The organism is Polaromonas jejuensis NBRC 106434 (assembly GCF_001598235.1).
GTDB classification, from domain to species: Bacteria; Pseudomonadota; Gammaproteobacteria; order Burkholderiales; family Burkholderiaceae_C; genus Polaromonas; species Polaromonas jejuensis.
In genome coordinates this window covers 1-12,264 of record NZ_BCYO01000017.1, presented here as the reverse complement: position 1 = coordinate 12,264, position 12,264 = coordinate 1, and the positions used below count along the sequence as shown (strand labels likewise).

Genomic DNA, 12,264 nt, shown 5'->3' with positions numbered 1-12,264 from the left:
CTGGGCCCGGGCCATCGACTCGGTCGCGCTACCTCCGGCCGCGTGATCCGCCAACGCATCTGGCCCGCAACCACCAGAGGGCTCTGCCCATGCCCCTTGCCGGAACCTGGAACGCACCGGCACGCATTTCAATGCTGCACAAACTGCATATGGGTGCCGGCCAACTCGAGCATGTCACCATGTTTCAGCGTCACCGGCTCGGCACCAATGACGGTGCCGTTCAATGTGGGCTTGCCAAAGCCTTCCACATGGGTCACGACAAAACCCTGGGGACGTCTGGTAATGGCGGCGACCGCAACGCCTGGCTTGCCGATGGTGGTCACCACCTTGACGAGGGCCACTTCGCGACCCGCAGCGGCCCCCGACATGACCTTGATGGCGGCCCCCGAACCCAGGCCAGCATCGGCCACCGGCGCAGCAGCAATGCCCGTTGCGGCAAACCCTGTCGTGTCCGCGGGGCCTGCCACCATGGTTTTTTCAAACGCGGCCGACCCGGCCTCATTCACGTACTTGATTCTGTACTTGCCAATCTCAACGGTGTCATTGTTTTGAAGCAACTGCTTCTTGACAGCCTTTCCATTGACATAGGTGCCGTTGGTGCTGTTGAGGTCTTCGAGGTAAACCTCGTTGCCCGACATTTGCAGCACGGCATGTTCCCCACTTACAGCCAGGTTATCGATGACCACGTCGTTGTAGGGCCTGCGGCCCAGGGATGTCCGGTCTTTCGTCAACTGGACTTCCTTGATCACGACACCGTCAAGAGAGACGATCATTTTCGGCATGGCCGACTCCTGTCTGTTTTCAATTTTGCAGTCACCGCGCTATTTTCCCAGCATTCTGGACAGAAGGCCGCGCTTCGCAGCGTCTTCTTTCGCACACGCCAGCAATACGGAAATATTGTCACGCCCGCCGGCTTCGTTGGCCTCCACAATCAGTTGCTTGGCCTTATGCTCCAGCGTTCCTGCCCCCTTCAGGATGGCAGCGATGCCAGGGTCGGTCACCATGTCCGACAGTCCGTCCGAACACATCAAATAGATATCGCCCGCTTCCACACGGTATTCGTTGACTTCAACCAGCACGGTGTCTTCAACGCCCAGCGCACGCGTCACAAGGTTTCTGTTCAACGAGGTCAGCGCCTGCTCGGGGGTGATCAGGCCGGCATCCAGCTGCTCCTGAAGCAGGGAATGGTCTTTGGTGATCCGCTGAAGTTCCTGACCGCGCAAACGATAGCAGCGCGAGTCCCCGATATGGCCCAACGTCAGGCGGTTTTCCTGGAAAACACCGACCACCAGCGTGGTCCCCATGCCGGCGTACTGGGGGTTGGAGCTGGCCGCGTTGAAAATCGAGTGGTTGGCATTTTCCACACAAATTTCCAGGGCCCGGCGCACTTCCCTGGCAGTGGCATGCCTGCCAGCATGAGACAGCCAGCGGCCCATTTCCGACTTGATAAAAGCCACGGCCATGCCGCTGGCCACCTCGCCCGCGTTATAGCCGCCCATGCCATCGGCCAGGATACAAAGCCGCGTCGCCGCATCAAACGCCACCGCATCTTCATTGTTCTCCCGCACCAGCCCCGGGTCTGTTTGGGTGCAAATCTGGTAAATCATCTTGTTCATGCTATCGCGGCGTCTGCGCCATCCGCAACGCAAGCCTGCCGCCGGGCCCCTGGTCCACGGGGACGCGGGGTAGCGGCGTGGATGTATAAGGATGCATCATAGGACCGGAAAACCAGCCGGCAGGCCAGAACTGATTCCATTTGCCAGATGATCGCACTGCCCATCCCCTGTCCTGATTCGCCGCACAGCCGCAGCCGCTTTATTTAATCGGTATTTTCGCGCTTCAGGGCTCCCGCCAATCGGTTCGGACGAGCTACAAGCACCTGACAGCGGACATTAACAGAGGGGGGGGCTGGCGGACAAGCGACTTTTGCACGCGGGCCGCAACTAATGCGGCAAATAGGTACTATTTGGCAAAATCCGGCCTCTACTCAGGTCTCAGGCAAGACCTGGCGCCATAGAGGCGCCATGGGACCGGTGTTGGGGCCGGTCACTGCCCGCCGCCCCGAGGCTGGGCGAACGGGGGGAAAACATCATTTCCTTAGGTGGCCGAGCTTGTCTTTTGCTGGCGCTTCGTGAGGTAAGTCCCCAAGGCCACGACCAGTACGGCCCCCACCATGCCGCCAAAGGTGACTGTTTGCTCGCTCACGGCGCCCAGATGGGTGGTCACGGCCGGATCGGTCAGCAGCATTTCGCCGGCCAGGAAGCCCAGCAGCGCCGCACCAATCGTGATGATGATAGGAAAGCGCTCCATGACCTTGGTCAGTAGCGTGGCGCCGAAAACGATCAAGGGAATGCTCACCAGCAGGCCCAGTATCAGCAGCGGCAGATTGCCCTTGGCGGCCGCGGCCACGGCCAGCACGTTGTCCAGGCTCATGACCAGATCGGCAATCAGGATGGTACGGATGGCGGCCATCATGCCGTTGATTTCATGGCCTTCGCCGTCTTCCTCTTCTTCACCCTTGAGCAGGTCAACGCCGATGTAGACCAGCAAAATGGCGCCGACTATCTTCAGGTAGGGCAGGCTCAGCAGCTGGATGGCCACGATGGTGAGCACGATACGCATCACGATCGCGGCGGCGCTGCCCCAGAAGATCGCCTTGCCGCGCTGCTCGGGTTTCAGCGTTCGCGCCGCCATGGCAATCACCACGGCGTTGTCGCCGGACAGCACGATGTTGGCAAGCACGATGGAGCCGAAGGCGCTCCAGAACAAAGGCGATGCGAGGTCTAGTCCGAAAATCATGGCGGCTCCGTTGTTAAGCATGAAAAAAAGCGCCGATTAGCGCTTTCTTTCAAATTGCTTTCAGTTTAATCCGGAGCGACCCCTGCCGGGATTAGTACTACTGCTTATCCAAGCAATAAGTTCTAGCTACCGGCAACATCCATGATGCATTGCCTTAGAGCAGGGCCTTCAGCAGCTTGGCCATTTCGGAAGGGTTGCGCGTCACGGTGAAACCACACTCCTCCATGATCGCCAGCTTGGCATCGGCTGTGTCGGCACCGCCAGAGATCAGCGCACCGGCGTGGCCCATGCGCTTGCCGGCTGGTGCCGTCACGCCGGCGATGAAACCGACGATGGGCTTTTTCATGTTGGCCTTGCACCACATGGCCGCTTCGGCTTCATCCGGGCCGCCGATTTCGCCAATCATGATGACGGCGTCGGTGTCCGGGTCGTCGTTGAAGGCTTTCATCACATCGATATGCTTCAGGCCATTGATCGGGTCGCCACCAATACCGACGGCGCTGGACTGGCCCAGGCCGATCTCGGTGAGCTGCGCCACGGCTTCATAGGTCAGCGTGCCGGAGCGGCTGACCACGCCAATGCGGCCCTTGCGGTGGATGTGGCCGGGCATGATGCCGATCTTGATCTCGTCGGGCGTGATGAGACCCGGGCAGTTGGGGCCCAGCAGCAGGGTTTTCTTGCCGCCGGCGGCTTCCTTGGCCTTCATGCGGTTGCGCACTTCCAGCATGTCACGGACGGGAATGCCTTCGGTGATGCAGATCGCCAGGTCGAGATTGGCTTCAACCGCTTCCCAGATGGCAGCAGCGGCACCAGCCGGCGGCACGTAAATCACCGACACGGTCGCACCGGTCGCCTGGGCGGCCTCGGTCACGTTGGCGTAAATCGGGATGCCTTCGAAGTCCTCGCCGGCTTTCTTGGGGTTCACGCCCGCCACAAAGGCCTCTTTGCCGTTCGCGTAGTCGCGGCACATGCGGGTGTGGAATTGACCGGTCTTGCCGGTAATGCCTTGCGTGATGACTTTGGTGTGTTTGTTGATGTAGATCGACATGCTTGTTCCTAATCGCTTGCGCGGGCTTACTTGACGGCGGCGACGATTTTGGTCGCGGCTTCGGCCATGGTGTCTGCGGCAATGATGGGCAGGCCGGAGTCGGCCAGCATCTTCTTGCCCAGGTCTTCGTTGGTGCCCTTCATGCGCACGACCAGCGGAACCGACAGGTTGACCGCCTTGCAGGCGGCGATCACGCCGTCGGCAATGGTGTCGCACTTCATGATGCCGCCGAAGATGTTGACCAGGATGCCCTTGACATCGAGGTTCTTCAGCATGATCTTGAAGGCTTCGGTGACCTTCTCGGCGGTGGCGCCGCCGCCCACGTCCAGGAAGTTGGCGGGCTCGCCGCCGAACAGCTTGATGGTGTCCATGGTGGCCATGGCCAGGCCGGCGCCGTTCACCAGGCAGCCGATGTTGCCGTCCAGGCTGATGTAGGCCAGGTCAAACTTGCTGGCCTCGATTTCGGCCGGATCCTCTTCGTCCAGATCGCGGAAGGCCACGATTTCAGGGTGGCGGAACAGCGCGTTGGGATCGAAGTTGAACTTGGCGTCCAGCGCCATCAGCTGGTTCTTGCTGTCGCGGTTCAGGGGGTTGATTTCCACCAGCGACGCGTCGGTGTCCATGTAGCACTTGTAGAGCTTCTGGAAGATGTCCACGGCCTGGGCGGTGGACTCTGCAGGCAGGCCGATGCCGTTGGCGATCTTGGTGGCTTGCGCGGCATTCAGGCCGGTGAGCGGGTCGATGTATTCGGTGATGATCTTCTCGGGCGTGGAATGGGCCACTTCCTCGATGTCCATGCCGCCTTCGCTCGACGCGATGAAGGCCACCTTCTGGGTGGCGCGATCGGTCACGAGGGAGACGTAGTATTCCTTCTGGATATCAGCACCGTCTTCGATGTAGAGGCGGCGGACCTTCTGGCCTTCAGGGCCGGTCTGGTGCGTCTTGAGCTGCATGCCGAGGATTTCGCCAGCGATGCGCTTGACATCGTCAATGGTCTTGGCAACCTTCACGCCGCCGCCCTTGCCACGGCCACCGGCGTGGATCTGCGCCTTGACTACCCACACCGGGCCGCCGAGCTTCTGTGCGGCTTCCACCGCTTCCTGCACCGTGAACGCAGGAATACCGCGCGGCACAGGCACACCAAAATTGCGCAAGATTTCCTTGCCTTGGTACTCGTGAATTTTCATGAAAAACCTTCAGGATTCAGTAAAAGAGGGGTGCAACAGGGGTTTGGGCAGGTGCTGTTGGGATGTCAAAACAAGCCACATCGGCTCAAAACCAGCATGTTAGCGGTTACTGCAGGCAGCAACTCGGAACTGTATCATGTTGCGACGCACAATTCTTAAGCCGTTTTAACTACCCCATTGACCCTGGCGCGCGCCTCCGGCTGTTGCTTGGCCGCCTGTTAGTCCACCGAAAGTTCTTATGCCCAAAGTTTTTATTGATGGAGAAGCCGGCACCACAGGCCTGCAAATCCGTGAACGCCTGCAAGCCATGTCGCCCATCAAGCTGGTCAGCATCGCGCCCGAACTGCGCAAGGACCCGGCCGCCAAGCGCGAACTGATGGCGCAGGTGGACCTGGTGATCCTGTGCCTGCACGACGACGCGGCGCGTGAATCGGTGGCCATGATTGACTCGCTCACCGGCAAAAAGCCCAAGATCATTGACGCCTCCACGGCCCACCGCACCGCGCCGGGCTGGGTCTTCGGCTTTCCCGAACTGGTCAAGGGCCAGCGCGAAGCCGTCATGGCGGCCGAGCGCGTGGCCAACCCCGGCTGCTATGCCACCGGCGCGATTGCGCTGATCCGCCCGCTGGTGGACGCCGGCCTGCTTCCGGCCGATTTCCCCCTGAGCCTGCCATCCGTCAGCGGTTACTCCGGTGGCGGCCGGCAGATGATCGAGGCTTACGAAGCCGGCACCGCCCCCGCGTTCGAGCTCTACGGCCTGAGCCTGGAGCACAAGCACCTGCCCGAAATCATGAAATACACCGGCCTCACACGCCGCCCGGTGTTCATTCCCTCGGTGGGCAACTTCATTCAGGGCATGCTGGTGCAGCTGCCGCTGCACCTGGACCTGCTGCCCGGCCAACCCAGCGCCGCGCAGCTGCAGGCGGTGCTGGCAAGGCATTACGCCGGCAGCGAATGGGTGACGGTGGAAGCTGCGCCCTCCTCCGGCAAGCTGGACGCCCTGGCGCTCAAGGACACCAACAAGATGGAGTTGCGCGTGTTTGGCAACGACAGCTACCGCCACGCCGTGCTGGTAGCGCGGCTGGACAACCTGGGCAAGGGCGCCTCCGGCGCCGCGGTGCAAAACCTGAAGCTGATGCTCGGGCTTTGATTTGCTATATATTTAATAGCTTACTACGCCCATTTTTATTGGGCCAGAGCCCGATTTCATTGATCCCAGGGCGTTATTCATCGTCCGGGCCGGAAACCACGCGGCGAATCACCTCGCCGCCAAAACCGCGGGCCGCCAGAAAACGCATCTGTTTGGCGCGCCCGGCGGCGTCCGCTGCCGGCCCGTCAAACTTCTTGCGCCAGATCTCGCGGGCACGCGCCAGTTCGCTGGCCTTGAGGCCGTCCATCGCCTCGGCCACGGCCTCCGCGCCCAGCCCCTTGTTCAGCAGTTCGTGCTTGATGCGCGCCGCGCCGTAACGCCCGGCGCGCCGGTGGATCACCGACTCGACCACGCGCGCCTCGCTGATGAAATCCTTGGCCTGCAGCTCATCCAACACCTGCGCCAGCTGGCCCGGCGCTTCCTCATGCGGAGCCAGCTTGCGCTCCAGCTCGGCCCGCGAATGTTCGCGGGCCGCCAGATAACGCAGGGCACGTCCCTTGAGCGAGAGTGCAAAGCCCGCCTTGGTCGCTGGTTTGGCTGTGTTCATCGAATGAATGGATAGCCGCGGCTCCCGCGCGGGCCACAGTTGCTCTCTTTTCAGGAGCTGACTGCACCCACACAGCCTGGGTCAGGGCCTGGTTTAGCTTGTGAACCTCAGACGCCGGCTTTCACGGCCTTCTCCGCCTTGGCGGGCTTGGCCGCCTTGTCTGACGCATAGCCGGCATCCACCGCGGCCTGCACCAGCGGAATGCCCAGCGACTCGCGCACCTTGTTTTCGATCTCGATCGCGAGCTCCGGGTTCTCCTTGAGGAATTCACGCGAGTTGTCGCGGCCCTGGCCGATTTTTTCGCCGTTGAAGGCGTACCAGGCACCGGCCTTTTCCACGATGTGGCCGGCCACCCCCAGGTCCAGCACCTCGCCGAGGCGGCTGATGCCCTCGCCATACAGAATGTCGAATTCGGCGGTCTTGAACGGTGAGGCCACCTTGTTCTTGACCACCTTGACGCGGGTTTCGTTGCCGATGACCTCTTCGCCTTTTTTGATGGAGCCGATGCGGCGGATGTCCAGGCGCACCGAGGCGTAGAACTTGAGCGCATTGCCACCGGTGGTGGTTTCGGGGCTGCCGAACATCACGCCGATCTTCATGCGGATCTGGTTGATGAAGATCACCATGCAGTTGGCCTTCTTGATGGTGGAGGTCAGCTTGCGCAGCGCCTGGCTCATCAAACGGGCTTGCAGGCCGGGCAGGGAGTCGCCCATTTCGCCTTCGAGTTCGGCCTTGGGCGTGAGCGCCGCCACCGAGTCCACCACGATCAGGTCGACCGCGCCGGAGCGGGTCAGCGAATCGACGATCTCGAGCGCCTGCTCGCCGGTGTCGGGCTGGGAGATCAGCAGCTCCTGCAGGTTCACGCCGAGCTTTTGCGCATACTGGATGTCCAGCGCATGCTCGGCATCGACAAAGGCGCAGGTGCCGCCGAGCTTTTGCATCTCGGCAATCACCTGCAGGGTCAGCGTGGTTTTGCCGGACGACTCCGGCCCGTAGATTTCGACGACGCGGCCGCGCGGCAGGCCGCCGACGCCCAGCGCAATGTCCAGGCCCAGCGAGCCGGTGGAGACCACCTGGATGTCCTCGATCACCTCGCCGGCGCCCAGCTTCATGATGGTGCCCTTGCCGAACTGCTTTTCGATCTGGGCCAGCGCGGCCTGCAGGGCCTTGGCTTTTTCGGTGTTCAGGGCAGCGGTTTGCACAGGGTTTTGGGCGGGATTCAGTTTGCTGGTCAATTCCATGAAAAACTCCTTGAAAATCAATGATGTAAAAAACTTTTGCGTGTTTTCAGTCGCTGCTTTTAAAAACAGGCTGGATGCATGACCAGTACTTTATGGGCGCCATATAAATAAGTAAACCCTGTTTTTAGTCAGTTTGCCTGATTAATTGCTACGATGGCAGCATGCAACAAAGCCGTACCCAAGCGCCAGCTCAAAAACCACCGGACGAAGCCAATCCCCCCATCGATCTGGGCTGGCGCCTCACGCATCTGGGGCGCCGGCTCGGCCATGCCTTGCGCCGCTTTGACGAACGCGTGCTGGCACTCATGGCCAGCAGCGTGGAAGTGCCGCTGGCACTGTCCAACCTGGCCGCGCGCGACCAGGTGGGCGCCGCGCACATTCACATCACCCGCCACCTGGCCGTGGGCGGCTCGCGCCTGACCGAGCTGGCCAGCAGCGCCGGCATGAGCAAGCAGGCCATGGGCGACCTGGTCGACCAGTGCGAAGCCTGGGGGCTGGTGCGGCGCGAGGCCGACCCGCATGACAAACGGGCCCGGCAGGTGGTGTTCACCGAATCCGGCCTGCTGTGGCTGGAAGCCTTCAGGCGCGCCGTGGCGCAGGCCGAAGAGGAGTTCCGGCAGGCCGTCGGGCAGGATGTGGCCACCGTGGTGGCGCTGGGGCTGGAGGCCTATGCGAGCGCTTAGGGCCTGTCAGCAAATCCAGGGCCGCAAAAGCCTAAAATTTGCCTGACAAGTAAAACACGGTCCCGCAGGTCCTGCCGGGGCTGACACCTGGAGACAGCCATGCGTATTCTGATTGCCGAAGACGACCAGGTCCTGGCGGATGGCCTGCTGCGCACCCTGCGCGCGTCGGGCGCAGCGGCTGACCATGTGGCCAGCGGCACCGAGGCCGATGCGGCCCTGCTCACCAACACCGAATTCGACCTGCTGATTCTTGATTTGGGTCTGCCGCGCATGCACGGCCTGGAAGTGCTGAAAAGGCTGCGCGCGCGCGGCTCGGCCATGCCGGTGCTGATACTCACCGCAGCCGACAGCGTGGAAGAGCGCGTCAAGGGACTGGACTACGGCGCCGACGACTACATGGCCAAGCCCTTTTCGCTGCAGGAGCTGGAAGCGCGTGTGCGCGCCCTGACCCGTCGCGGCATGGGCGGCGCCAGCAGCACCATCAAGCACGGCCCGCTGGTGTATGACCAGGCCGGGCGCGTGGCCACCATCGACGGCCAGATGCTGGAGCTGTCGGCGCGCGAGCTGGGCTTGCTGGAAGTGCTGCTGCAGCGCGCCGGCCGCCTCGTCAGCAAGGACCAGCTGGTCGAGCGCCTCTGTGAATGGGGCGAGGAAGTCAGCAACAACGCGATCGAGGTGTATATCCACCGCCTGCGCAAGAAGATTGAAAAAGGGCCGATACGCATTGCGACGGTGCGCGGCCTCGGTTACTGTCTTGAGAAGATTCCCAGTTGATGCGCCTTGCCCCTTCCCCCGCTGGGGGAAGGCTGGGATGGGGGCCTGCCGCCTCCGGAACCTGAACTGCAAGGTCAATTCGCCCCCGCTCGCCCCCATCCCGACCTTCCCCCAAAGGGGGAAGGAGCAAAAACCGCAGACCGTTGATATGGAGCACCCTGATCCTTGGCCTTAAGACTTTTCCAGCGCGAGCGGCGCAGCCTGTTTGGCGAGATCCTCGACTGGATGCTCACGCCGCTGCTGCTGCTGTGGCCCATCAGCCTGGCGCTGACCTGGCTGGTGGCACAGAACATTGCCGGCAAGCCGTTTGACCGGGCGCTGGAATACAACGTGCAGGCGCTGGCCAAGCTGGTGGTGGTCAAGAACAACCAGGTGCAGTTCAACCTGACGGGGCCGGCACGCGAAATCCTGCGCGCCGACGACACCGACCAGGTCTATTACCAGGTGCTGGGGCCGCGCGGCGAATACCTGAGCGGCGAACACGATTTGCCCCTGCCGCCGGACGAGGAAAAGCTCACCAACGGCGAAGTGCGGCTGCGCGAAGACGTCATCCAGGGCGAGGATGTGCGCGTGGCCTACACCTGGATCAAGGTGGAGGTGCAGGGCGCGGCGCCGGCCACTTCACCGGTGTTGGTGCAGGTGGCCGAAACGCTGGAAAAGCGCAAGACGCTGGCGACCGAAATCGTCAAGGGCACCATGGTGCCGCAGTTCGTGACCTTGCCGCTGGCCGTGCTGCTGGTGTGGCTGGCGCTGGTGCGCGGCATCAAGCCGCTGGCGCAGCTTGAAAGACGCATACGCGCGCGCAAGTCCGACGACATGAGCCCGCTCGATGACACCGCGGTGCCCGAAGAGGTGGCGCCGCTGGTGTCGTCAATCAACGACCTGCTGAGCCGGCTCAAGGTCTCGCTCACCACGCAAAAGCGCTTTCTGGCCGACGCGGCGCACCAGCTCAAGACACCGCTGGCCGGCCTGCGCATGCAGGCCGATCTGGCGCAGCGCGAAACCGACGCCGAGGACCTCAAGAAGTCGCTCAAGCAGATTGGCCGCGCCAGCATACGCGCGACCCACACTGTGAACCAGCTGCTGGCGCTGGCCCGCGCCGAAACCACAGGCCGCAGCCTGGCCAAGCAGCGCGTGGACCTGGTGCACGTCGTCTCGGAAGTCATGGCCGACTCGGTGCCGCGTGCGCTGGAAAAGCAGATCGACCTCGGCTACGACGGGCCCGCCGCCGGCGAGCAGGCGACGCAGCTCGAAGGCAACCCGACCCTGCTCAAGGAACTGGTGCGCAACCTGCTCGACAACGCCATCAACTACACCCCCGAAAAAGGCCAGGTCACGCTGCGGCTGATGACCGACCGCTTCAGCGGCGTGCTGGTGCTGCTGGTTGAGGACTCGGGACCCGGCATTCTGGAATCCGAGCGCGAGCTGGTGTTCCAGCCTTTTTACCGCACGCTGGGCACCAACGTGGATGGCTCCGGCCTGGGCCTGGCGATTGTTCTGGAAATTGCCCAGCAGCACGGCGCCACCATCACCATTGAAGACGCCAGGCTGCCGGGGCATGCGCAGTCGCCGGGCACGCGCGTGACGGTGCGCTTCGTCGGCATCGGCCAGGGCGGCGCGGAATGAGCGCGACCGCCCGTCCGTCAGAGCAAAGACAGGCCTCAGCCCAAACAATACGGGCGTCAACAGCTATTAAATCTATAGCAACTCGTGCTTAACGCCTGGCCGGCGGCCATTGATCGTGCAGTGTTACCGCCACGCGTTCGCCCCAGAGTTCGATCTGTGCCGGCGTGCCGGCATGCGCCTGGTTGGCGCTGTCGCCGCGCACATAGCCCAGCGCCACACAGGCGCCGGCCAGCGGGCTCCAGCCGACCGAGGAGATTTCCCCCACCGATTCGCCCTTGAACAGGATGGCCTCGCCGCCCCAGGCAAACGCATCGGGCGTCTCAAACACCAGCGTCACCAGCTTTTTGCGCAGCGGCTGGCCCTGGGCCTGGCGCAGCGCCTCCTTGCCCATGAATGCTGCGGGCTTGTCGAGCTTGACGGCGTAAGCCAGGCCCGCCTCCCAGGGCGTTTCATCCGGCCCCAGCTCGGCCCCCCAGGCGCGGCGGCCCTGCTCGATGCGCAAGGCGTCGAGCGCGTAGTAGCCCGCGTCGCGCAGGCCCAGCGGCTGGCCGGCCTCCATCAGCGCCAGGTAGACATGGCGCGCCATTTCAATCGGCACATACAGCTCAAAGCCCGGGCCGCCGACATAGCTCATGCGCGCGGCACGCACACGCGCAAAACCGACATCAATCTCCTTGGTCCAGGAGAACTTCAGCGCCTCGGGCGACAGATCGTCGGGGCTGACCCGGCCCAGCAGTTCGCGCGCCTTCGGACCCATGACCGAGAGCACCGAGTACAGCGCCGAGACGTCGGTCAGCACCGCGTGCTCGGCCTCGCCGATATGCCGCGAGATCCAGTCGTAGTCGCGCACGGTCTGCGCCGAGCCGGTGATGATCATGAAGCGGTCCGCGGCCTGCCGCATCACCGTGAGGTCGCTTTCAAAACCGCCGCGCTCGTTGAGCAGGGCGGTATAGACCATCTTGCCGATAGGCACGTCCATCTCGTTGGCGCACAGGCGTTGCAGCACGGCCAGTGCGTCGCGGCCCTGCAGCAGGTATTTGGAGAACGAGGTCTGGTCGTAGAGCGCCACCGCTTCGCGGGTGGCCTTCTGCTCTTCAATCATCCAGGGTAACCAACCGGGTGCGTCAAGCGTATAGGGCGGGCGTTCCTGGTGCTGCTCCTTCCCCCTTTGGGGGAAGGCTGGGATGGGGGCTGCAGTGGGCGCAGCCG

General features: G+C 62.8%; 12 protein-coding genes. 4 read left to right on the top strand and 8 right to left on the bottom strand.

Annotation, left to right across the window (positions count from 1 at the left end; all coding sequences use genetic code 11):
* Positions 1-128: 128 nt before the first annotated feature.
* From PJE01S_RS17195 to sucC, 5 genes are all read right to left on the bottom strand, one after another.
* A complete protein-coding gene (locus tag PJE01S_RS17195; protein WP_068834871.1) occupies positions 129-782 on the bottom strand; it encodes an FHA domain-containing protein in 654 nt (217 codons plus the stop codon).
* A gap of 39 nt (positions 783-821) precedes the next feature.
* A complete protein-coding gene (locus PJE01S_RS17190; protein ID WP_068834940.1) occupies positions 822-1,607 on the bottom strand; it encodes a Stp1/IreP family PP2C-type Ser/Thr phosphatase in 786 nt (261 codons plus the stop codon).
* Between the two features lie 490 nt (positions 1,608-2,097).
* Positions 2,098-2,799, bottom strand: coding sequence for a TerC family protein (locus PJE01S_RS17185; RefSeq protein WP_068834870.1), 702 nt, complete (start codon positions 2,797-2,799; stop codon positions 2,098-2,100).
* Between the two features lie 154 nt (positions 2,800-2,953).
* Complete coding sequence (sucD, locus tag PJE01S_RS17180) at positions 2,954-3,847, bottom strand: succinate--CoA ligase subunit alpha (RefSeq protein WP_068834869.1); 894 nt, start codon at positions 3,845-3,847, stop codon at positions 2,954-2,956.
* Positions 3,848-3,873: 26 nt separating this feature from the next.
* On the bottom strand, positions 3,874-5,034 hold the full coding sequence (gene sucC, locus PJE01S_RS17175) for an ADP-forming succinate--CoA ligase subunit beta (protein WP_068834868.1): 1,161 nt from the start codon (positions 5,032-5,034) through the stop codon (positions 3,874-3,876).
* Positions 5,035-5,272: 238 nt separating this feature from the next.
* Here sucC and argC point away from each other — a divergent pair, with 238 nt between their 5' ends.
* Entirely contained in the window at positions 5,273-6,184 is a 912-nt protein-coding gene (gene argC / locus PJE01S_RS17170; protein ID WP_068834867.1) for an N-acetyl-gamma-glutamyl-phosphate reductase, read from the top strand.
* Positions 6,185-6,257: 73 nt separating this feature from the next.
* Here the strand turns inward: argC and recX are convergent, their stop codons facing one another.
* Together recX and recA are read right to left on the bottom strand one after the other, a co-directional pair.
* The gene (recX, locus tag PJE01S_RS17165) at positions 6,258-6,731 is read right to left on the bottom strand and encodes a recombination regulator RecX (protein WP_068834866.1); all 474 of its coding nucleotides are present in this window, start codon (positions 6,729-6,731) and stop codon (positions 6,258-6,260) included.
* A gap of 107 nt (positions 6,732-6,838) precedes the next feature.
* Positions 6,839-7,972: a recombinase RecA gene (recA, locus tag PJE01S_RS17160; protein WP_068834939.1), complete on the bottom strand. Its 1,134-nt coding sequence runs from the start codon at positions 7,970-7,972 to the stop codon at positions 6,839-6,841.
* 161 nt (positions 7,973-8,133) lie between these two features.
* Between recA and PJE01S_RS17155 the strand changes: the two genes are divergently transcribed.
* From PJE01S_RS17155 to PJE01S_RS17145, 3 genes are all read left to right on the top strand, one after another.
* Positions 8,134-8,655 (top strand): MarR family winged helix-turn-helix transcriptional regulator, encoded by a 522-nt coding sequence (locus PJE01S_RS17155; protein WP_068834865.1) that lies wholly within the window; start codon positions 8,134-8,136, stop codon positions 8,653-8,655.
* A 99-nt stretch (positions 8,656-8,754) separates the two neighbouring features.
* Entirely contained in the window at positions 8,755-9,429 is a 675-nt protein-coding gene (locus PJE01S_RS17150; protein ID WP_068834864.1) for a response regulator, read from the top strand.
* Between the two features lie 225 nt (positions 9,430-9,654).
* Positions 9,655-11,055, top strand: coding sequence for a sensor histidine kinase (locus tag PJE01S_RS17145; RefSeq protein WP_068834938.1), 1,401 nt, complete (start codon positions 9,655-9,657; stop codon positions 11,053-11,055).
* An 88-nt stretch (positions 11,056-11,143) separates the two neighbouring features.
* On the opposite strand, the gene PJE01S_RS17140 is transcribed toward PJE01S_RS17145, so the two are convergent.
* Positions 11,144-12,264, bottom strand: a 1,121-nt coding sequence (locus tag PJE01S_RS17140; RefSeq protein ID WP_169804394.1) for an aminomethyl transferase family protein, incomplete at its 5' end; no start/stop codon positions are given.